Raw genomic sequence first — 18,349 nt, forward strand, 5'->3', positions numbered from 1 at the left:
AAATGGCAAGAGATTTAAAATTAACAAGAAATATAGGAATTGCAGCTCATATTGATGCTGGTAAAACAACAACAACAGAGCGTATTCTTTTTTATACTGGAGTTTCTCATAAAATTGGTGAAGTACATGATGGTGCTTCTACAATGGACTGGATGGAGCAAGAGGCAGAAAGAGGTATTACAATTACTTCTGCAGCTACAACTTGTGACTGGACTTTCCCTAAAGAAAATGGTGTTCCAACAGCAGATGCTAAAGATTACCACTTTAATATTATTGATACTCCGGGCCACGTTGACTTTACAGTTGAAGTAAACCGTTCTTTACGTGTTTTAGATGGTTTAGTATTCTTATTTAGTGCAGTTGATGGTGTTGAGCCACAATCTGAAACTAACTGGAGACTAGCAGATAACTATAAAGTGCCTAGAATTGGTTTCGTTAATAAAATGGACCGTCAAGGATCTAACTTTTTAGGCGTTTGTCAGCAAGTAAAAGACATGTTAAAATCTAATGCCGTGCCAATCGTGTTAAACATTGGTGATGAGATGGATTTTAAAGGAATTGTAGATTTAGTTAAAAACAGAGCTATTGTATGGCATGATGATAACTACGGTTCTACATTTGATGTTATTGAAATTCCAGAAGAATTAAAGGATGAAGCACGTAAGCACAGAGCTTTATTGATCGAAGAAGTTGCATCTTACGATGAAAACTTGTTAGAAAAATTTATGGAAGATGAAGATTCTATTACAGAAGAAGAAGTGCATGCTGCACTTAGAGCTGCTGTAATGGATATGGCTATCATTCCTATGGTTTGTGGTTCTTCATTTAAAAATAAAGGTGTGCAGTTTTTATTAGATGCTGTATGTCGTTATTTACCTTCTCCATTAGATAGAGATAATATTGTAGGAGTTAATCCTGATACAGATAAAGAAGAAGTGCGTAAGCCTTCTGTTAACGATCCATTTGCAGCATTGGCATTTAAAATTGCTACAGATCCTTTCGTAGGACGTTTAGCATTCTTCCGTGCATACTCTGGACGTTTAGATGCAGGATCTTACATCTTAAATAACCGTTCTGGTAAGAAAGAGCGTATTTCTCGTATCTACCAAATGCACTCTAACAAACAAAATGCTATCGATTTTATTGAAGCAGGAGATATTGGAGCAGCAGTAGGATTTAAAGATATTAAAACCGGAGATACAATGAGTGATGAAAAACACCCAATTGTATTAGAAAGTATGGACTTCCCTGATCCAGTAATTGGTATCGCGGTAGAGCCTAAAACAAAAGCTGATGTAGACAAAATGGGTATGGCTTTAGCAAAATTAGCTGAAGAAGATCCAACATTTACAGCTCGTACAGACGAAGCTTCAGGACAGACTATTATTTCTGGAATGGGTGAGTTACACTTAGATATTATTGTAGACCGTTTAAAACGTGAGTTTAAGGTTGAAGTAAATCAAGGGCAACCTCAAGTTGAGTACAAAGAAGCGATCACACAAGCTGCAGATCACAGAGAGGTTTATAAGAAACAATCTGGTGGACGTGGTAAATTCGCAGATATCGTATTTACAGTTGAGCCAGCAGAAGAAGGAAAAGTAGGTTTAGAGTTTATTTCTGAAATTAAAGGAGGTAACGTACCAAAAGAATTTATCCCTTCTATTGAGAAAGGTTTCAAAATGGCTATGCAAAACGGACCATTAGCTGGTTACGAAGTAGATGCTATGAAAGTAACATTGAAAGATGGATCTTATCACGATGTGGATTCGGATCAATTATCATTCGAATTAGCAGCTAAATTAGGATTCAAAAATGCAGCAAAAGCAGCAAAAGCTGTTATTATGGAGCCAATCATGAAACTTGAGGTAATTACACCTGAAGAAAACATGGGAGACATAGTTGGAGACTTAAACAGAAGAAGAGGTCAAGTTAGTGATATGGGAGACAGAGCAGGTGCAAAAACTGTAAAAGCTACCGTACCATTATCAGAAATGTTTGGTTATGTAACAACATTACGAACATTATCTTCAGGTCGTGCTACATCTACTATGGAATTTTCACATTATGCTGAAACGCCTTCAAATATATCTGAAGAAGTGATTAAAGCAGCTAAAGGTACAGACGCTTAAAACTAAGAAAATGAGTCAAAAAATCAGAATAAAATTAAAATCTTACGATCATAACTTAGTAGATAAGTCTGCTGATAAGATTGTTAAAACTGTAAAAAGTACAGGTGCTGTTGTAACTGGACCAATTCCTTTACCAACACACAAGAAAATATTCACTGTACTACGTTCTCCTCACGTTAATAAGAAGTCTAGAGAGCAATTTCAATTAAGTTCTTACAAGAGATTACTTGATATTTATAGCTCTTCTTCTAAAACTATTGATGCTTTAATGAAACTTGAATTACCAAGTGGAGTAGAAGTAGAAATTAAAGTTTAAGTAGAGAGAACTTACGCAAGTAAGAATAACGAAACGAAAGTTTCAATACATGTCCCGAGCTGCGAGCGAAGGAAAAACGGTAAAAATACATTCAGGGTTGAACGTGTTTTGACCCTGAATTTTTTTATAAATAATACTAATAAATAAATTAATAATTATGTCTGGGTTAATTGGAAAAAAAATCGGTATGACCAGCATCTTCGATGAAAATGGAAAAAACATTCCATGTACAGTAATTGAAGCTGGACCATGTATCGTTACCCAAGTCAGAACTGAAGAAGTTGATGGGTATAGTGCCTTACAACTTGGTTTCGATGACGCGACAGAAAAAAGTGCTACTAAAGCTGACATCGGTCACGCTAAAAAAGCAGGAACTTCTGTAAAACGCAAAATCGTTGAATTTAAAGGTTTTGATGCGGAGTACAAATTAGGTGATGCTATCACTGTAGAGCACTTTATAGAAGGCGAATTCGTAGATATCGCTGGAGTTTCTAAAGGTAAAGGTTTTCAAGGAGTTGTTAAACGTCACGGTTTTGGTGGTGTAGGACAAGCAACTCACGGTCAACACAACCGTTTAAGAGCACCAGGTTCTATTGGAGCAGCATCTTATCCTGCAAGAGTATTTAAAGGAATGAAGATGGCTGGTAGAATGGGTACTGATAGAGTAAAAGTTGAAAATTTAAGAGTTTTAAAAGTAGTTGCTGAAAAGAACTTACTTGTGGTTAAAGGATGTGTTCCTGGTCATAAAAACTCTTATGTAATCATTGAGAAGTAATGAAAGTAGCAGTTTTAGATATTAATGGAAAAGAAACTGGAAGAAAGGTAGACCTTTCTGATTCAGTTTTTGCTATAGAGCCTAACAATCATGCTGTGTATTTGGATGTTAAACAATATTTAGCAAACCAAAGACAAGGAACTCACAAAGCTAAAGAGCGTGCTGAGATTTCTGGATCTACACGTAAGATTAAAAAGCAAAAAGGAACTGGTACAGCTAGAGCAGGTAGTATTAAGTCTGGAGTTTTTAAAGGTGGTGGACGTATGTTCGGACCAAGACCAAGAAACTACAGTTTCAAACTTAACAAAAACCTTAAGCGTTTAGCACGTAAATCAGCCTTAACAATTAAAGCTTCTGAGCAATCAATTGTTGTGATAGAAGATTTAAATTTTGAATCAGCTAAGACTAAAAATTTCACTAGTGTATTGAAAGCTTTAGACTTACAAGATAAAAAATCGTTATTTGTGTTGGGTGCATCAAATAATAATGTATATTTGTCATCACGAAATTTAAAGAGCTCTGAAGTGTTATTAAACTCAGAATTAAGCACTTACAAAATTTTAAACGCAAATAAAGTAGTTCTTTTAGAGAGTTCTTTAGAAGGAATTGAAACGAATTTAAGTAAATAAGGAAGCGATGAGTATCTTAATTAAACCTATAATAACAGAAAAAGCGACTACAAACAGTGAATTAAATAACTGTTTTAGCTTTATGGTTAATACAAAGGCGAACAAGGTAGAAATTAAAAAAGCGGTTGAAGCTGCTTATGGCGTTTCTGTTGAAAAAGTTCGTACAATAAATGTCCGTCCAGATAGAAGTACTAAGTTTACTAAAACTGGTATTCAACATGGTAAAACAAATGCTGTTAAAAAAGCACTTGTACAACTGGCGGAAGGTGAAGTGATTGATTTATACAGTAACATGTAATTAGACAAAAATGTCAGTAAGAAAATTAAAACCGATCACACCAGGTCAGCGATTTAGAGTAGTAAATGGATTTGACACCATTTCTACTGATAAGCCGGAGAAAAGTTTATTAGCTCCGAAGAAAAGATCAGGTGGTAGAAACAGTCAAGGAAGAATGACCATGCGCTATATTGGTGGTGGTCATAAAAAAAGGTATCGTATCATTGATTTTAAAAGAACTAAAGCTGGAATTCCTGCTGAAGTAAAATCAATTCAATACGATCCAAACAGAACAGCTTTTATTGCTTTATTAAATTACCAAGATGGTGAAAAAGCATACATTATTGCTCAAAACGGATTGCAAGTTGGTCAAACAGTTGTATCTGGGCAAGAAGGTATCGCACCTGAAATTGGAAATGCAATGCCGTTAAGTCAAATTCCATTAGGAACAATTATTTCTTGTGTAGAGTTACGTCCAGGACAAGGAGCTGTTATGGCTCGTAGTGCTGGTGCTTTTGCTCAGTTAATGGCAAGAGATGGTAAATTTGCAACAGTAAAACTTCCATCAGGAGAAACTAGATTAGTTTTAGTTAACTGTATGGCTACAATAGGTGTTGTGTCTAACTCAGATCATCAATTACTAGTATCAGGTAAAGCTGGTAGAAGTAGATGGTTAGGAAGAAGACCTCGTACTAGACCAGTGGTAATGAACCCTGTAGATCACCCAATGGGAGGTGGAGAAGGTAAATCTTCTGGAGGTCACCCTCGTTCAAGAAACGGTGTGCCAGCTAAAGGATTTAGAACCCGTTCTAAAACAAAAGCGAGTAATAAGTATATTGTAGAACGTAGAAAGAAATAAGACATGGCAAGATCATTAAAAAAAGGACCTTACGTTCATTATAAATTAGATAAGAGAGTTCAAGAAAATGTTGAAGGCGGAAAGAAAACAGTAATCAAAACATGGTCTAGAGCCTCTATGATTACTCCAGATTTCGTTGGACAAACTATTGCAGTTCACAATGGACGTCAATTTGTTCCTGTATTTGTAACTGAAAACATGGTAGGACATAAATTAGGAGAATTTTCACCAACACGTTCATTCCGTGGACACGCAGGTGCTAAAAATAAAGGTAAAAAGTAGTAAGCTATGGGAAGTCGTAAAAAACAAATGGCAGACGCTATTAAGGAAGAAAAAAAGCAAGTTGCTTTTGCTAAACTTAATAACTGTCCTACGTCACCAAGAAAAATGCGCTTAGTAGCCGATTTAGTAAGAGGTGAAAAGGTAGAAAAGGCGCTTAATATTTTAAAATTCAGCCAAAAAGAAGCATCAAATCGTTTAGAGAAATTGTTGTTGTCTGCAATTGCAAACTGGCAAGCTAAAAATGAAGATGCTAGCATTGAAGATGCTGAATTAATAGTAAAAGAGATTAGAGTAGATGGCGGATCTATGTTAAAAAGATTACGTCCAGCTCCTCAAGGTCGTGCGCACAGAATAAGAAAACGTTCTAACCACGTAACAATTGTGGTAGGAGCAAACAATAATATACAAGCTTAATAGAGGTATGGGACAAAAAACAAATCCAATCGGAAATCGCTTAGGAATTATCAGAGGATGGGAATCTAACTGGTACGGAGGAAACGATTATGGCGACAAATTAGCCGAAGACGATAAGATCAGAAAGTACGTTCACGCACGTCTATCTAAAGCAAGTATATCAAGAGTAATTATCGAGAGAACTCTTAAACTTGTAACCGTTACTATCACTACTGCTAGACCTGGTATTATTATCGGAAAAGGTGGACAAGAGGTAGACAAGTTAAAAGAAGAACTTAAGAAAATTACTGGTAAAGAAGTTCAAATAAATATATTTGAAATTAAAAGACCAGAACTTGATGCATTTTTAGTAGGTTCAAGCATCGCGCGTCAAATTGAGAACAGAATCTCTTACAGACGTGCAATTAAGATGGCTATTGCTGCTACTATGCGTATGAATGCAGAAGGAATTAAGATCCAAATTAGTGGACGTTTAAACGGTGCAGAAATGGCACGTTCAGAACACTACAAAGAAGGACGTATTCCATTATCTACATTCAGAGCCGATATTGATTATGCTTTAGTTGAGGCACATACTACTTATGGTAGATTAGGTGTTAAGGTATGGATCATGAAAGGTGAAGTATATGGAAAAAGAGAGCTTTCTCCGCTTGTTGGATTGTCTAAGAAGCAAGGAAAAGGTGGAACACGAGGAGGAAACAACAAACCTCGTCGTAGAAAGTAATTTTTTAAAGTAAAGAAAAAATGTTACAGCCTAAAAGAACAAAATTTCGTAAACAACAAAAAGGACGTATGAAGGGGAACTCTCAAAGAGGGCACCAATTATCAAACGGAACTTTTGGGATAAAATCACTTGATTCGAATTTTTTAACATCGCGTCAAATAGAAGCAGCACGTATTGCCGCTACACGTCACATGAAAAGAGAAGGTCAACTTTGGATTAAAATATTTCCAGACAAGCCTATAACAAAGAAACCTCTTGAAGTACGTATGGGTAAAGGAAAAGGTGCAGTTGAATATTGGGCAGCTGTTGTTAAACCAGGTAGACTACTTTTTGAAGTAGGAGGAGTACCTTTAGACGTTGCAAAAGAAGCATTACGTTTAGCAGCTCAAAAATTACCGGTTAAAACTAAGTTTGTTATCGCTAGAGATTACGAAGCATAATTTATTTGATGTTATGAAACAATCAGAAATTAAAGAATTATCTACAGCTGAGTTACAAGAGAAACTTGGTGAGACAAAAAAGAGTTATTCAGACCTGAAAATGGCGCATGCAATATCTCCTTTAGAAAATCCAATTCAACTACGTAACGTAAGACGTGATGTAGCTAGAATTGCGACAGAAATAACTAAAAGAGAATTACAATAATTCTGCTGAAAGATGGAAAAAAGAAATTTAAGAAAAGAACGTGTAGGAGTTGTTACTAGTAACAAAATGCAAAAATCTATTGTTGTTGCTGAAGTTAAAAAAGTAAAACACCCTATGTATGGTAAGTTCGTGTTAAAAACAAAGAAATACGTTGCACACGACGAGACTAACGATTGTAACATTGGAGATACTGTAAAGATCATGGAAACACGACCTATGAGTAAATCTAAATGTTGGAGACTAGTTGAAATAATTGAAAGAGCGAAGTAATTATGTTACAACAAGAATCAAGACTAAAAGTTGCCGATAATACTGGAGCAAAGGAAGTTTTAACTATCCGTGTTCTAGGTGGTACTAAGAGAAGATACGCTTCTGTAGGAGACAAAATCGTTGTTTCTGTAAAAGATGCAACACCTAATGGAAACATTAAAAAAGGTGCTGTTTCAACTGCAGTTGTTGTACGTACTGTAAAAGAAGTAAGACGTCCAGATGGATCTTATATTAGATTTGACGATAATGCTTGTGTACTATTAAACCCAACGGGTGAGATGAGAGGTACACGTGTATTTGGACCTGTTGCTAGAGAACTTCGTGATAAACAATTCATGAAAATTGTATCATTAGCACCTGAAGTGCTTTAATGAATTATAAGATGACAAAGCTTAAGATAAAATCAGGAGATACAGTAAAAGTAATAACTGGAGATCACAAAGGATCTGAAGGAAAAGTACTTAAAGTATTAACAGATAAGAACAAAGCGATTGTTGAGGGTGTTAACTTGGTGAAGAAACATACTAAGCCAAGTGCACAAAACCCTCAAGGAGGAATCGTAGAAAAAGAAGCTCCTATTCAAATATCTAACTTATCTTTATTAACTGCAAAGGGTGAAACAACTCGTGTTGGTTATAAAGTAGAAGATGGTAAGAAAGTGAGATTTTCTAAAAAATCTAATGAAGTAATATAGTTATGGCATATTCACCGAGACTAAAAGAAGAGTATAAAAGCAAAGTAATTGCTGCTCTTACAGAAGAATTTGGATATAAGAATGTTATGCAAGTTCCTAAATTATCTAAGATAGTAATATCTAAAGGTGTTGGAGCTGCTGTTGCAGATAAAAAGTTAGTTGACTACGCAGTAGAAGAATTAACAACAATCTCTGGACAAAAAGCTATAGCAACTTTATCTAAAAAGGATGTTGCCTCTTTTAAATTACGTAAAGGAATGCCTATTGGAGCTAAAGTTACGTTAAGAGGAGAGAAGATGTACGAATTTTTAGACCGTTTAGTAACTTCAGCCTTACCACGTGTAAGAGATTTTAGCGGAATTAAAGCAACAGGATTTGACGGAAGAGGTAATTATAACCTTGGTATTACAGAGCAAATCATTTTTCCAGAAATTGACATTGATAAAGTGAATAAAATTTCAGGAATGGATATTACCTTTGTAACTTCTGCAGAAACTGATAAAGAAGCAAAATCATTATTAACTGAACTAGGTTTACCTTTTCAAAAGAACTAAGATATGGCTAAAGAATCAATGAAAGCCCGTGAGGTTAAGAGAGCAAAAACAGTAGCTAAATATGCTGAAAAACGTAAAGCTTTAAAAGAAGCTGGAGATTACGAAGCATTACAAAAGTTACCAAAAAATGCTTCTCCAGTACGTATGCATAATAGATGTAAACTTACAGGTAGACCTAAAGGGTATATGCGTACATTTGGTATTTCTCGTGTAACATTCAGAGAAATGGCAAATAACGGTCTTATTCCAGGTGTTAAAAAAGCAAGCTGGTAAAAAATAATTATAAATTGGTTTCAGGTTCAATTATATATTGAAAACCAAAACCGCAAATTAATACATATGTATACAGATCCAATAGCGGATTATCTTACAAGAATTAGAAACGCAGTGCGTGCTAACCACAGAGTGGTAGAGATTCCTGCTTCTAACTTGAAAAAAGAAATCACAAAAATATTATTCGACCAAGGATATATTTTAAGTTACAAATTCGATGATTCTACTGTACAAGGAACTATTAAAATAGCTCTTAAGTACAATAAAGAAACTAAAGAACCTGTAATTAAGAAGATTCAAAGAATCAGTAAACCAGGTTTACGTAAATATGCGAGTTCAACAGAACTACCTAGAATCTTAAACGGTCTTGGTATTGCCATTGTTTCTACTTCTCACGGAGTAATGACAGGTAAGCAAGCCCAACAAGAAAATGTAGGTGGTGAAGTTTTATGCTACGTTTACTAATTTAAAGACTATAAGAAATGTCAAGAATAGGTAATAACCCAGTCGCAATTCCAGAAGGAATTACAGTTGATGTTAACGAGAATATTGTTACAGTTAAAGGAAAATTAGGAGAGTTAACTCAAGAATTTTCTAATGTTTCAATAAAAGTTGAAGATGGAAATGTTATAGTTGAGCGTTCTTCTGATAAAAAAGAAGAAAAATCTAAACACGGACTTTATAGAGCTTTAATCAATAATATGATTGAAGGTGTATCTAAAGGATGGACTAAAGAATTAGAATTAGTTGGTGTTGGATATAGAGCTTCTAATCAAGGTCAAAAACTTGATTTAGCATTAGGATTTTCTCACAATATTGTATTAGACATTGCTCCAGAAGTAAAAGTTGAAACAGTATCAGAGAAAGGTAAAAACCCTATAGTTAAACTAACGTCTCACGATAAACAACTTGTTGGACAAGTTGCAGCAAAAATTAGAGATTTTAGAAGACCTGAACCATATAAAGGAAAAGGTATTAAATTTGTAGGAGAAATCATTAGAAGAAAAGCAGGTAAATCAGCTTAATAATTTATAAGTTATGGCGTTAACAAAAAACGAAAGACGATTAAGAATTAAAAGCAGAGTCCGTAAAATAGTTTCTGGTACAGAAACTAGACCAAGATTATCTGTTTTTAGAAGTAATAAAGAAATTTATGCTCAGATAGTTGATGATGTAACTGGTAAGACTATCAGTTCAGCATCTTCAAGAGATAAAGATATTAGTGCTGCAAAAGGATCTAAATCAGAAATTGCTACTCTAGTAGGAAAATCTGTAGCTGAAAAAGCTTTAAAGGCAGGTGTAGACACGATCTCTTTTGATAGAGGTGGATATTTATACCATGGTAGAGTAAAATCATTAGCTGAAGGAGCTAGAGAAGCAGGACTTAAATTCTAAGAAATTATGTATCAAAAATACAAAAGCGCAGAGCTAGTAAAGCCAAGTGGATTAGATCTTAAAGATCGTTTAGTTGGTGTACAGAGAGTTACAAAAGTAACTAAAGGTGGTAGAGCATTTGGTTTTTCAGCAATCGTAGTGGTTGGTGATGAAGCTGGTGTTGTAGGTCACGGTTTAGGAAAATCTAAAGATGTTGCAAGTGCTATTGCTAAAGCAGTAGAAGATGCAAAGAAAAATTTAGTACGTATTCCTATCGTAAAAAGTACGTTACCACATGAACAAAAAGGAAAATTTGGTGGAGCAAGAGTAAATATCATTCCTGCAGCTCCTGGTACAGGGGTTATTGCTGGTGGAGCTGTAAGAACAGTTTTAGAAGCAGTTGGTGTACATGATGTATTATCTAAATCTCAAGGTTCATCAAACCCACATAACGTTGTTAAAGCAACTTTTGATGCATTATTACAATTAAGAAGTGCTCAAAAAATTGCTAATGATAGAGGCGTTTCATTAGAAAAAGTTTTTAAAGGTTAATAGCGATAGAAATGGGAAAGATTAAAGTAACGAAAGTTAAAAGCACAATTAAACGTACACAAAGACAAAAGAGAACGTTAGAAGCTCTTGGTCTTACACGTATTGGGCAAGTCGTAGAGCATGAAAACACACCAAACATTCTTGGTATGGTTGCTAAAGTTGAACACTTAGTTTCTGTAGAAGAAGCTTAATAATAAACTGAGAAATGGATTTAAGTAAATTAAAACCTGCAGAAGGTTCAGTTAAAAATCAAGGAAAAAGAATAGGTCGTGGACAAGGTTCTGGTAAAGGTGGTACCGCTACACGTGGTCACAAAGGTGCTAAGTCTCGTTCAGGTTATTCTAGGAAACTTGGATTTGAAGGAGGACAAATGCCACTTCAAAGACGTGTTCCTAAATTTGGTTTCACTAACATTAACCGTGTAGAATATCAAGGTGTAAACTTAGACACTTTACAAGAATTGGTTGATGCTAAGAAAATTACCGATACAGTAAATTTAGAAACTTTATTATCTTTAGGCTTAACTGGAAAAAATGATCTAGTTAAAATTTTAGGTAGAGGAGAACTAAAAGCGAAATTAACAGTAACTGCTCATAAATTTACTGCTTCAGCAAAAGCTGCTATTGAAGCTGCTGGAGGAGAAGCTGTAACTTTATAATCACGTAATAGAGCATGAAATTTATAGAAACGTTAAAGAATGTTTGGAAAATTGAAGAACTAAGAAATAGAATCATCTTAACAGTTGGTTTATTATTAGTTTATCGTTTTGGTGCACAAGTAGTTTTACCAGGTATAGATGCTGCACAATTAGAAACCTTACAAAGTAATACAGATTCTGGATTATTAGGTTTATTAAATGCATTTACTGGAGGAGCCTTCGCTAACGCATCAATTTTCGCCTTAGGTATTATGCCTTATATTTCTGCTTCTATTGTAGTGCAATTAATGGGAATCGCAATTCCTTACCTACAAAAGTTACAAAAAGAAGGTGCTAGTGGTCAGAAAAAAATTAATCAAATTACACGTTGGTTAACCATAGCAATATGTCTGGTACAAGCACCAGGTTATTTAGCAAGTTTACCAAGTTTGGGAATTCCTCAAAGTGCCTTTTTATTAGGTCAAGGTGGTTTATTTTATTTTTCTTCTATCATCATTTTAGTTACAGGTTGTATCTTTGCAATGTGGTTAGGAGAAAAAATTACTGATAAGGGTATTGGAAACGGTATTTCACTTTTAATTATGGTGGGTATTATTGCACGTTTACCATTATCATTTTTCCAAAACGCAGCATCACGTTTAGAAGGAAATAACGTTATGTTAATCCTTATAGAATTAGTGTTGTGGTTTGTAATTATTTTTGCATCGATAATGCTTATTATGGCAGTAAGAAAAATTGCTGTCCAATATGCTAGACGTACTGCCTCTGGAGGATATGAAAAGAACATTATGGGATCTAGACAATATATTCCATTAAAACTTAACGCTTCAGGAGTAATGCCAATTATATTTGCTCAAGCAATTATGTTTGTGCCTGGTTTAATAGGAGGGACTTCATTTATGAAAGACTCTGCTGCTGGACAGTGGTTGCAATCACAATTTTCTGATATATTCGGATTTTGGTATAACTTATTATTTGCGTTTTTAATTATAATATTCACATATTTTTATACTGCTATTACGGTTCCAACCAATAAAATGGCAGATGATTTAAAACGAAGCGGTGGTTTTATACCAGGTATTCGTCCAGGATCTGAAACGTCTGAATATTTAGATAAAATTATGTCTCAAATAACATTACCTGGTTCTATTTTCTTAGCACTTATAGCAGTATTCCCTGCCATAATTGTTAAGTTAATGAATGTTCAATCTGGATGGGCCTTATTTTTTGGTGGTACTTCACTATTAATTTTGGTAGGAGTTGCAATTGACACGATGCAACAAGTAAATTCTTATTTGTTGAATAGACACTATGATGGCTTGATGAAAACGGGTAAAAATAGAAAAGCAGTAGCTTAATTTATTATACAATGGCAAAACAAGCAGCAATAGAACAAGACGGAACAATTATTGAAGCATTATCAAATGCTATGTTTCGTGTTGAGTTAGAAAATGGTCACATTGTGACTGCACATATTTCTGGTAAAATGCGTATGCATTACATTAAATTGTTACCAGGAGATAAAGTAAAATTAGAAATGAGTCCTTACGATTTAACTAAGGCTAGAATAACTTATAGATACTAATACGATGAAAGTAAGAGCATCAGTTAAAAAAAGAAGTGCAGATTGTAAAATCGTGCGTAGAAAAGGTAGACTTTACGTAATTAACAAAAAGAATCCTAGATTCAAACAAAGACAAGGGTAGTTATGGCAAGAATTGCAGGTGTAGACATACCAAAACAGAAAAGAGGAGTTATCTCTTTAACTTATATCTACGGAATAGGTAGAAGCAGAGCTCAAGAAATTTTAGAAGCAGCGAAAGTTGACGAAAACACTAAAGTTCAAGATTGGACAGATGATCAAATAGGAGCTATTCGTGAAGCTGTATCAACTTTTACTATTGAAGGTGAATTACGTTCTGAAACTCAATTAAGCATTAAGCGATTAATGGATATTGGATGTTACAGAGGTATTCGTCATAGAGCAGGTCTTCCTTTAAGAGGACAACGCACTAAAAACAACTCTAGAACTAGAAAAGGTAGAAGAAAAACTGTTGCTAACAAGAAGAAAGCAACTAAATAATTAAAAGTCATTAGTATTTAGGCGTTAGATGAATCTGTTTGAAATTGAAAAGTTTAGGATTCTATCACTAACAACTAACAACTAGAAACTAAAATCATATGGCAAAGTCAAATACAAAAAGCGTTAAAAAACGTAAAGTTGTAGTAGATTCAGTTGGAGAAGCTCACGTAACTGCTTCTTTTAACAACATTATTATTTCATTAACCAACAAAAAAGGAGACGTAATTTCTTGGTCTTCTGCTGGTAAAATGGGATTTAGAGGATCTAAGAAAAACACTCCTTATGCTGCTCAATTAGCTGCTGAAGATGCTGCTGCTGTAGCACAAGAAGCTGGTTTAAAGAAGGTTAAGGTTTATGTTAAAGGACCTGGTAATGGTAGAGAATCTGCTATACGTTCTATCCATAATGCAGGAATTGAAGTAACAGAAATTATTGATGTTACTCCATTACCACACAATGGTTGTCGTCCTCCAAAACGTAGAAGAGTATAATTTTACTTCAAATACAAAAAAAAATTAATATCAGCTTTAATATACAGTTGGTATTAATTTTTTTATATGTAAATTTGCACTCGTAAAAAAATAATTTAACAAGTATAATCAAGAGATTAACGATTATCGAAGGATAAGATTAAGACCTTAATTCATAATCACTCTTATAACAAATTTAAAATGGCAAGATATACTGGTCCTAAAACTAAAATAGCTCGTAAGTTTGGTGAAGCTATTTTTGGAGACGATAAGTCTTTTGAAAAAAGAAATTATCCTCCAGGTCAACATGGTGCTAACAAGCGTCGTGGAAAAAAATCTGAATACGCAATCCAATTAATGGAAAAGCAAAAAGCAAAATATACTTACGGTATATTAGAGCGTCAATTTAGAGGTTTATTCAAAAAAGCAACAGCTTCACAAGGGATTACTGGTGAAGTATTATTACAATTATGTGAGTCTAGATTAGACAATGTTGTATACAGAATGGGACTTTCTCCTTCTAGAAGTGGAGCAAGACAATTAGTATCTCACAGACACATTACAGTAAACGGGGAATTAGTAAACATTCCTTCTTATAGTTTAAAAGCAGGAGATGTTGTAGCTGTAAGAGAAAAATCTAAATCACTTGAATCTATTGAGAGATCATTATCAAATTCAAGTCAAGTTTACGAATGGATTACATGGAATTCTGAAACTAAACAAGGTACTTATGTTTCTGTACCAGCTAGAATTCAAATTCCAGAAAACATAAACGAGCAGTTCATCGTCGAACTATATTCTAAATAATAACTGATACAAACGCAAATATGGCAGTATTTAATTTTCAGAAGCCCGACAAAGTAATCATGATTGATTCCACAGATTTTGAAGGTAAATTCGAATTTAGACCTTTAGAACCTGGTTATGGATTAACGGTTGGAAATGCTTTAAGAAGAGTTTTACTTTCTTCTTTAGAAGGATTTGCAATTACATCAGTTAGAATTGAAGGAGTAGAGCATGAATTCTCAACTATACCTGGTGTTGTTGAAGACATGACAGAAATTATTTTAAATTTAAAACAAGTACGTTTTAAAAGACAAATAGAAGATGTAGATAACGAATCTGTTTCTATATCTATTTCTGGTCAAGAACAAATAACAGCAGGAGATTTTCAAAAATTTATTTCAGGTTTTCAGGTTTTAAATTCAGATTTAGTAATTTGTAATTTAGATCCTAAGGTTACTGTTAATATTGAAATCACTATTGAAAAAGGTAGAGGTTATGTTCCTGCAGAAGAAAATAAAAAAGCTACTGCGCCAATAGGTACTATCTTTACAGATTCTATTTATACACCAATCAAAAATGTTAAATATAGCATTGAGAATTACCGTGTAGAACAAAAAACAGATTACGAAAAATTAATTTTCGAAATCCAATCAGATGGTTCTATTACACCTCAAGATGCTTTAACAGAAGCAGCAAAAACATTAATTCACCACTTTATGTTATTCTCAGATGAGCGTATCACTTTAGAGGCTGATGAAATTGCTCAAACTGAAACTTACGATGAAGAATCACTTCATATGAGACAGTTGCTTAAAACAAAATTAGTAGATATGGACCTTTCAGTTCGTGCTCTAAACTGTTTAAAAGCTGCAGAAGTTGATACATTAGGTGACTTAGTATCATTTAATAAAAATGACTTAATGAAGTTCCGTAACTTTGGTAAGAAATCTTTAACAGAGCTTGAAGAGCTTGTAAACGTTAAAGGTTTAAACTTCGGAATGGATTTATCAAAATACAAATTAGATAAAGATTAATTAATCATATTTTGCTCCTCGATTTCGAGTTTGGTAGCAAGATGATAACACAAATGTCATGAGACACGGAAAAAAAGTAAATCACTTAGGTAGACAAACTGCTCATAGAAAAGCAATGTTAGCTAATATGGCTTGTTCTTTAATTGAACATAAACGTATTAACACTACTGTAGCTAAAGCTAAAGCTTTAAAACAATTTATTGAGCCACTTGTAACAAAGTCTAAAGCTGATACAACACACAACAGACGTATTGTATTTAGTAAATTAAGACAAAAAGAAGCGGTAACTGAATTATTTAGAGAAGTTTCTACTAAAGTAGGTGACAGACCAGGAGGATACACACGTATTATTAAACTTGGTAATCGTTTAGGAGATAACGCTGATATGGCAATGATTGAACTTGTTGATTACAACGAAATCTACAATGCTGGAAAAGCTGAAAAGAAAACTACACGTAGAAGTAGAAGAGGTGGTTCTAAGCCAGCTGCTGCTCCTGCTGTAGATACTAAAACTTCTAATGAAGAAGAATAAATGTTATATAACATTATAAATAAAAAAAGGCTACCCTAATTTAGGGTGGCCTTTTTTTTTATATTTGCATCAAAAAATATGAAATACAACGTCTTAACTTTATTAATTTTCGTCATATCTTCCAATAGTTTTTCTCAAATTGAGAATTTAAATGCCGCTAAAGATTATACTGCTATTGCAAGTAATTCTCCTATTAATGGTAGTTGGACAAGAACTTTTAATTCAGAATCTAATTCTATAAAAGGCGATATTTATTTATATGATAGTTGGAGTAATAAATCTCAGATATTTTTTGATGATGTCGATTCAGCTTTAAATACGTCTAAATTAAATTATAATTTACAAGCCGAACGTTTTGAGTTAAAAGCATCTAAAGATTCTGTATTTATAATTAATCCAGGAAATGTTCGAAAAGTAGTAGTAGGCACTTCAGTATTTAAAAGATATTTAGATCCAGAATTTAATAGAAATTCTTTCTTTCAAGAATTATTCTTAGCACAAGACAAGACTTTATTAAAGAAATATGAACTAGACATTATAGTAGGAGCTGTAAATCCTATGACCAATCAAAAAATGAAATCTGATGCTTATAATGTTAATGAGAAATATTTTGTATTAGCAAAAGACTCTAAAGAAGTTTTAGATGAAGTTAAATTAAATAAAAAATTAGTTTATAGTTTTACCTCAGAAGAATACACAGACGACGTAAAACAATTTGTAAAAAATAATCATTTATCGTACAAAGACGATGATGATGTTATATTAATTTTAAATTATATCAAAACGTTATAACGTTTTCAATTATTACGTAACGGGTTCACTTATTATGAAATATCAAAAAAGAAATCAAGCAGTAGTTTTATTAGCCGATGGTACTATTTTTTACGGTAAGTCAGTTGGAAATAAATTAGGTACTGCATTTGGAGAAGTTTGTTTTAATACTGGTATGACGGGGTATCAGGAGATTTTTACAGATCCTTCTTATTTTGGGCAATTAATGGTTACTACCAATGCACATATTGGTAATTATGGTACTACTAATTCTGAAGTAGAATCTGAAAGTATAAAAATTTCAGGTCTTATTTGTAAAAATTTTAGTTATGAATTTTCTCGTGATGCAGCAGATGCTAGTCTAGAAGATTTTCTAAATAAAAATAATTTATTAGCTGTTTCAGACATAGATACTCGTGCTCTTGTAAGTTATATTCGTGATAACGGAGCTATGAATGCCTTAATATCTACAGATGTAGATAATATTGAAATGCTTAAACAACAGTTGAAAGATATTCCAGACATGAATGGTTTGGAGTTAGCATCTAAAGTTTCTACAACAGAACCTTATTTTGTTGGCGATGAAAGTTCTAAACTTAAAATTGCTGCATTAGATTTAGGGATTAAAAAAAATATACTTCGCAACTTTGCAAAACGTGGTGCTTACATAAAAGTTTTTCCTTATAATGCTACTTTTGAAGATCTTCAAGCATGGAATCCAGATGGGTATTTTTTATCTAATGGTCCTGGAGACCCAGAACCTTTAGAATCAGCAATTCAGGTTGCTAAGGAGGTTATACAAAGAGATTTACCACTGTTTGGGATTTGTTTAGGACATCAGGTTATTGCATTAGCTAATGGTGTTTCTACTTATAAAATGCATAATGGGCATAGAGGAATTAATCATCCTGTAAAAAACTTAATTACTGGAAAAGGTGAAATAACATCTCAAAATCATGGTTTCGCTGTAAATAGAGAAGAAGTTGAAGCACATCCAGATTTACAAATTACACACTTACATTTAAATGATAATACAGTTGCTGGCTTAAAGATGAAGAATAAAAATTGTTTTTCTGTTCAATATCATCCAGAAGCTAGTCCTGGTCCAAATGATGCAGACTATTTATTTGATGATTTTATTAAAAATATCACTAAATAGATATTAAAAACCACAAAAAAAGCTTGCTTTATTTGTGGTTTTTTTGTTACGAAAACAATGTAGTAATTTTATAAGATAAATATAACTAC

At 33.6% G+C, this 18,349-nt stretch carries 32 protein-coding genes; all 32 read left to right on the forward strand.

All coding sequences use genetic code 11. The annotated features are described in order from the left end of the window. The first annotated feature begins 2 nt into the window (after positions 1 to 2). The 32 genes from fusA to carA all read left to right on the forward strand — a co-directional run bounded on the left by fusA (position 3) and on the right by carA (position 18,260). Entirely contained in the window at positions 3 to 2,129 is a 2,127-nt protein-coding gene (gene fusA / locus FNB79_RS07310) for an elongation factor G (protein ID WP_143380692.1), read from the forward strand. 10 nt (positions 2,130 to 2,139) lie between these two features. Beyond that, entirely contained in the window at positions 2,140 to 2,445 is a 306-nt protein-coding gene (gene rpsJ / locus FNB79_RS07315) for a 30S ribosomal protein S10 (protein ID WP_007650482.1), read from the forward strand. 157 nt (positions 2,446 to 2,602) lie between these two features. After that, positions 2,603 to 3,220, forward strand: coding sequence for a 50S ribosomal protein L3 (gene rplC, locus FNB79_RS07320; protein ID WP_143380693.1), 618 nt, complete (start codon positions 2,603 to 2,605; stop codon positions 3,218 to 3,220). Continuing rightward, positions 3,220 to 3,849, forward strand: a complete 630-nt coding sequence (rplD, locus tag FNB79_RS07325; protein ID WP_143380694.1) for a 50S ribosomal protein L4 — start codon at positions 3,220 to 3,222, stop codon at positions 3,847 to 3,849. The genes rplC and rplD overlap by 1 nt, the downstream gene beginning before the upstream one ends. Positions 3,850 to 3,856: 7 nt before the next feature. Further along, a complete protein-coding gene (rplW, locus tag FNB79_RS07330; RefSeq protein ID WP_143380695.1) occupies positions 3,857 to 4,147 on the forward strand; it encodes a 50S ribosomal protein L23 in 291 nt (96 codons plus the stop codon). 10 nt (positions 4,148 to 4,157) lie between these two features. Next, the gene (gene rplB, locus FNB79_RS07335; RefSeq protein ID WP_143380696.1) at positions 4,158 to 4,985 is read left to right on the forward strand and encodes a 50S ribosomal protein L2; all 828 of its coding nucleotides are present in this window, start codon (positions 4,158 to 4,160) and stop codon (positions 4,983 to 4,985) included. 3 nt (positions 4,986 to 4,988) lie between these two features. Beyond that, entirely contained in the window at positions 4,989 to 5,267 is a 279-nt protein-coding gene (gene rpsS / locus FNB79_RS07340; RefSeq protein ID WP_143380697.1) for a 30S ribosomal protein S19, read from the forward strand. 6 nt (positions 5,268 to 5,273) lie between these two features. Continuing rightward, positions 5,274 to 5,681 carry a 50S ribosomal protein L22 gene (gene rplV / locus FNB79_RS07345; protein WP_143380698.1) on the forward strand — a complete coding sequence of 136 codons (408 nt, stop codon included), beginning with the start codon at positions 5,274 to 5,276 and terminating at the stop codon, positions 5,679 to 5,681. Between the two features lie 7 nt (positions 5,682 to 5,688). Beyond that, a complete protein-coding gene (gene rpsC, locus FNB79_RS07350; protein WP_057783959.1) occupies positions 5,689 to 6,405 on the forward strand; it encodes a 30S ribosomal protein S3 in 717 nt (238 codons plus the stop codon). Between the two features lie 20 nt (positions 6,406 to 6,425). Continuing rightward, a complete protein-coding gene (gene rplP, locus FNB79_RS07355; protein ID WP_038527301.1) occupies positions 6,426 to 6,845 on the forward strand; it encodes a 50S ribosomal protein L16 in 420 nt (139 codons plus the stop codon). Between the two features lie 13 nt (positions 6,846 to 6,858). Beyond that, on the forward strand, positions 6,859 to 7,050 hold the full coding sequence (rpmC, locus tag FNB79_RS07360) for a 50S ribosomal protein L29 (RefSeq protein WP_038527303.1): 192 nt from the start codon (positions 6,859 to 6,861) through the stop codon (positions 7,048 to 7,050). A gap of 12 nt (positions 7,051 to 7,062) precedes the next feature. After that, a complete protein-coding gene (gene rpsQ, locus FNB79_RS07365; RefSeq protein WP_038527305.1) occupies positions 7,063 to 7,320 on the forward strand; it encodes a 30S ribosomal protein S17 in 258 nt (85 codons plus the stop codon). Between the two features lie 2 nt (positions 7,321 to 7,322). Next, entirely contained in the window at positions 7,323 to 7,691 is a 369-nt protein-coding gene (gene rplN, locus FNB79_RS07370; protein WP_038527308.1) for a 50S ribosomal protein L14, read from the forward strand. An 11-nt stretch (positions 7,692 to 7,702) separates the two neighbouring features. Next, a complete protein-coding gene (gene rplX, locus FNB79_RS07375) occupies positions 7,703 to 8,014 on the forward strand; it encodes a 50S ribosomal protein L24 (RefSeq protein WP_143380699.1) in 312 nt (103 codons plus the stop codon). 2 nt (positions 8,015 to 8,016) lie between these two features. Next, positions 8,017 to 8,568, forward strand: a complete 552-nt coding sequence (gene rplE / locus FNB79_RS07380; protein ID WP_143380700.1) for a 50S ribosomal protein L5 — start codon at positions 8,017 to 8,019, stop codon at positions 8,566 to 8,568. Positions 8,569 to 8,571: 3 nt separating this feature from the next. After that, entirely contained in the window at positions 8,572 to 8,841 is a 270-nt protein-coding gene (gene rpsN / locus FNB79_RS07385; protein ID WP_072349801.1) for a 30S ribosomal protein S14, read from the forward strand. Positions 8,842 to 8,907: 66 nt separating this feature from the next. Beyond that, a complete protein-coding gene (gene rpsH / locus FNB79_RS07390; RefSeq protein ID WP_143380701.1) occupies positions 8,908 to 9,306 on the forward strand; it encodes a 30S ribosomal protein S8 in 399 nt (132 codons plus the stop codon). 17 nt (positions 9,307 to 9,323) lie between these two features. Next, a complete protein-coding gene (gene rplF, locus FNB79_RS07395; RefSeq protein ID WP_143380702.1) occupies positions 9,324 to 9,866 on the forward strand; it encodes a 50S ribosomal protein L6 in 543 nt (180 codons plus the stop codon). Positions 9,867 to 9,879: 13 nt separating this feature from the next. Beyond that, positions 9,880 to 10,236 carry a 50S ribosomal protein L18 gene (rplR, locus tag FNB79_RS07400; protein WP_143380703.1) on the forward strand — a complete coding sequence of 119 codons (357 nt, stop codon included), beginning with the start codon at positions 9,880 to 9,882 and terminating at the stop codon, positions 10,234 to 10,236. 6 nt (positions 10,237 to 10,242) lie between these two features. Beyond that, positions 10,243 to 10,767, forward strand: coding sequence for a 30S ribosomal protein S5 (gene rpsE, locus FNB79_RS07405; RefSeq protein ID WP_143380704.1), 525 nt, complete (start codon positions 10,243 to 10,245; stop codon positions 10,765 to 10,767). 11 nt (positions 10,768 to 10,778) lie between these two features. Continuing rightward, a complete protein-coding gene (rpmD, locus tag FNB79_RS07410) occupies positions 10,779 to 10,958 on the forward strand; it encodes a 50S ribosomal protein L30 (protein WP_143380705.1) in 180 nt (59 codons plus the stop codon). A 14-nt stretch (positions 10,959 to 10,972) separates the two neighbouring features. Further along, a complete protein-coding gene (gene rplO / locus FNB79_RS07415) occupies positions 10,973 to 11,425 on the forward strand; it encodes a 50S ribosomal protein L15 (RefSeq protein ID WP_143380706.1) in 453 nt (150 codons plus the stop codon). A 14-nt stretch (positions 11,426 to 11,439) separates the two neighbouring features. Further along, positions 11,440 to 12,783 carry a preprotein translocase subunit SecY gene (secY, locus tag FNB79_RS07420; protein ID WP_143380707.1) on the forward strand — a complete coding sequence of 448 codons (1,344 nt, stop codon included), beginning with the start codon at positions 11,440 to 11,442 and terminating at the stop codon, positions 12,781 to 12,783. Positions 12,784 to 12,794: 11 nt separating this feature from the next. Continuing rightward, positions 12,795 to 13,010, forward strand: coding sequence for a translation initiation factor IF-1 (gene infA / locus FNB79_RS07425; protein ID WP_007094967.1), 216 nt, complete (start codon positions 12,795 to 12,797; stop codon positions 13,008 to 13,010). Positions 13,011 to 13,014: 4 nt separating this feature from the next. Then, positions 13,015 to 13,131 (forward strand): type B 50S ribosomal protein L36, encoded by a 117-nt coding sequence (ykgO, locus tag FNB79_RS07430; protein ID WP_013305171.1) that lies wholly within the window; start codon positions 13,015 to 13,017, stop codon positions 13,129 to 13,131. A gap of 2 nt (positions 13,132 to 13,133) precedes the next feature. Next, complete coding sequence (rpsM, locus tag FNB79_RS07435; RefSeq protein WP_143380708.1) at positions 13,134 to 13,508, forward strand: 30S ribosomal protein S13; 375 nt, start codon at positions 13,134 to 13,136, stop codon at positions 13,506 to 13,508. Between the two features lie 98 nt (positions 13,509 to 13,606). Beyond that, positions 13,607 to 13,999 carry a 30S ribosomal protein S11 gene (gene rpsK, locus FNB79_RS07440; protein WP_057783936.1) on the forward strand — a complete coding sequence of 131 codons (393 nt, stop codon included), beginning with the start codon at positions 13,607 to 13,609 and terminating at the stop codon, positions 13,997 to 13,999. Between the two features lie 180 nt (positions 14,000 to 14,179). Continuing rightward, on the forward strand, positions 14,180 to 14,785 hold the full coding sequence (rpsD, locus tag FNB79_RS07445) for a 30S ribosomal protein S4 (RefSeq protein ID WP_143380709.1): 606 nt from the start codon (positions 14,180 to 14,182) through the stop codon (positions 14,783 to 14,785). A 20-nt stretch (positions 14,786 to 14,805) separates the two neighbouring features. Next, on the forward strand, positions 14,806 to 15,798 hold the full coding sequence (locus FNB79_RS07450) for a DNA-directed RNA polymerase subunit alpha (RefSeq protein ID WP_143380710.1): 993 nt from the start codon (positions 14,806 to 14,808) through the stop codon (positions 15,796 to 15,798). A gap of 58 nt (positions 15,799 to 15,856) precedes the next feature. After that, positions 15,857 to 16,330, forward strand: a complete 474-nt coding sequence (gene rplQ, locus FNB79_RS07455; RefSeq protein WP_143380711.1) for a 50S ribosomal protein L17 — start codon at positions 15,857 to 15,859, stop codon at positions 16,328 to 16,330. Between the two features lie 78 nt (positions 16,331 to 16,408). Further along, positions 16,409 to 17,122 carry a hypothetical protein gene (locus FNB79_RS07460; protein WP_143380712.1) on the forward strand — a complete coding sequence of 238 codons (714 nt, stop codon included), beginning with the start codon at positions 16,409 to 16,411 and terminating at the stop codon, positions 17,120 to 17,122. 34 nt (positions 17,123 to 17,156) lie between these two features. Next, on the forward strand, positions 17,157 to 18,260 hold the full coding sequence (carA, locus tag FNB79_RS07465) for a glutamine-hydrolyzing carbamoyl-phosphate synthase small subunit (protein ID WP_143380713.1): 1,104 nt from the start codon (positions 17,157 to 17,159) through the stop codon (positions 18,258 to 18,260). The last annotated feature ends 89 nt before the right edge of the window (positions 18,261 to 18,349 follow it).

This window comes from Formosa sediminum (assembly GCF_007197735.1).
Lineage (GTDB): Bacteria > Bacteroidota > Bacteroidia > Flavobacteriales > Flavobacteriaceae > Formosa > Formosa sediminum.

What these genes read in the sequence shown, in the direction of transcription:
- rplN (WP_038527308.1), top strand. Translation starts at nt 7,323, where the DNA reads ATGTTACAACAAGAATCAAGACTAAAAGTTGCCGATAATACTGGAGCA.
- rpsQ (WP_038527305.1), top strand. Translation starts at nt 7,063, where the DNA reads ATGGAAAAAAGAAATTTAAGAAAAGAACGTGTAGGAGTTGTTACTAGT.
- rplE (WP_143380700.1), top strand. Translation starts at nt 8,017, where the DNA reads ATGGCATATTCACCGAGACTAAAAGAAGAGTATAAAAGCAAAGTAATT.
- FNB79_RS07460 (WP_143380712.1), top strand. Translation starts at nt 16,409, where the DNA reads ATGAAATACAACGTCTTAACTTTATTAATTTTCGTCATATCTTCCAAT.
- FNB79_RS07450 (WP_143380710.1), top strand. Translation starts at nt 14,806, where the DNA reads ATGGCAGTATTTAATTTTCAGAAGCCCGACAAAGTAATCATGATTGAT.
- rplQ (WP_143380711.1), top strand. Translation starts at nt 15,857, where the DNA reads ATGAGACACGGAAAAAAAGTAAATCACTTAGGTAGACAAACTGCTCAT.
- rpsS (WP_143380697.1), top strand. Translation starts at nt 4,989, where the DNA reads ATGGCAAGATCATTAAAAAAAGGACCTTACGTTCATTATAAATTAGAT.
- rplB (WP_143380696.1), top strand. Translation starts at nt 4,158, where the DNA reads ATGTCAGTAAGAAAATTAAAACCGATCACACCAGGTCAGCGATTTAGA.
- rplO (WP_143380706.1), top strand. Translation starts at nt 10,973, where the DNA reads ATGGATTTAAGTAAATTAAAACCTGCAGAAGGTTCAGTTAAAAATCAA.
- ykgO (WP_013305171.1), top strand. Translation starts at nt 13,015, where the DNA reads ATGAAAGTAAGAGCATCAGTTAAAAAAAGAAGTGCAGATTGTAAAATC.
- rpsC (WP_057783959.1), top strand. Translation starts at nt 5,689, where the DNA reads ATGGGACAAAAAACAAATCCAATCGGAAATCGCTTAGGAATTATCAGA.
- rplF (WP_143380702.1), top strand. Translation starts at nt 9,324, where the DNA reads ATGTCAAGAATAGGTAATAACCCAGTCGCAATTCCAGAAGGAATTACA.
- secY (WP_143380707.1), top strand. Translation starts at nt 11,440, where the DNA reads ATGAAATTTATAGAAACGTTAAAGAATGTTTGGAAAATTGAAGAACTA.
- rplX (WP_143380699.1), top strand. Translation starts at nt 7,703, where the DNA reads ATGACAAAGCTTAAGATAAAATCAGGAGATACAGTAAAAGTAATAACT.
- rpsK (WP_057783936.1), top strand. Translation starts at nt 13,607, where the DNA reads ATGGCAAAGTCAAATACAAAAAGCGTTAAAAAACGTAAAGTTGTAGTA.
- infA (WP_007094967.1), top strand. Translation starts at nt 12,795, where the DNA reads ATGGCAAAACAAGCAGCAATAGAACAAGACGGAACAATTATTGAAGCA.
- rpsM (WP_143380708.1), top strand. Translation starts at nt 13,134, where the DNA reads ATGGCAAGAATTGCAGGTGTAGACATACCAAAACAGAAAAGAGGAGTT.
- rpsE (WP_143380704.1), top strand. Translation starts at nt 10,243, where the DNA reads ATGTATCAAAAATACAAAAGCGCAGAGCTAGTAAAGCCAAGTGGATTA.
- rpsD (WP_143380709.1), top strand. Translation starts at nt 14,180, where the DNA reads ATGGCAAGATATACTGGTCCTAAAACTAAAATAGCTCGTAAGTTTGGT.
- rpmC (WP_038527303.1), top strand. Translation starts at nt 6,859, where the DNA reads ATGAAACAATCAGAAATTAAAGAATTATCTACAGCTGAGTTACAAGAG.
- rpsJ (WP_007650482.1), top strand. Translation starts at nt 2,140, where the DNA reads ATGAGTCAAAAAATCAGAATAAAATTAAAATCTTACGATCATAACTTA.
- carA (WP_143380713.1), top strand. Translation starts at nt 17,157, where the DNA reads ATGAAATATCAAAAAAGAAATCAAGCAGTAGTTTTATTAGCCGATGGT.
- rplV (WP_143380698.1), top strand. Translation starts at nt 5,274, where the DNA reads ATGGGAAGTCGTAAAAAACAAATGGCAGACGCTATTAAGGAAGAAAAA.
- rpmD (WP_143380705.1), top strand. Translation starts at nt 10,779, where the DNA reads ATGGGAAAGATTAAAGTAACGAAAGTTAAAAGCACAATTAAACGTACA.
- rplP (WP_038527301.1), top strand. Translation starts at nt 6,426, where the DNA reads ATGTTACAGCCTAAAAGAACAAAATTTCGTAAACAACAAAAAGGACGT.
- fusA (WP_143380692.1), top strand. Translation starts at nt 3, where the DNA reads ATGGCAAGAGATTTAAAATTAACAAGAAATATAGGAATTGCAGCTCAT.
- rplW (WP_143380695.1), top strand. Translation starts at nt 3,857, where the DNA reads ATGAGTATCTTAATTAAACCTATAATAACAGAAAAAGCGACTACAAAC.
- rplR (WP_143380703.1), top strand. Translation starts at nt 9,880, where the DNA reads ATGGCGTTAACAAAAAACGAAAGACGATTAAGAATTAAAAGCAGAGTC.
- rplC (WP_143380693.1), top strand. Translation starts at nt 2,603, where the DNA reads ATGTCTGGGTTAATTGGAAAAAAAATCGGTATGACCAGCATCTTCGAT.
- rpsH (WP_143380701.1), top strand. Translation starts at nt 8,908, where the DNA reads ATGTATACAGATCCAATAGCGGATTATCTTACAAGAATTAGAAACGCA.
- rplD (WP_143380694.1), top strand. Translation starts at nt 3,220, where the DNA reads ATGAAAGTAGCAGTTTTAGATATTAATGGAAAAGAAACTGGAAGAAAG.
- rpsN (WP_072349801.1), top strand. Translation starts at nt 8,572, where the DNA reads ATGGCTAAAGAATCAATGAAAGCCCGTGAGGTTAAGAGAGCAAAAACA.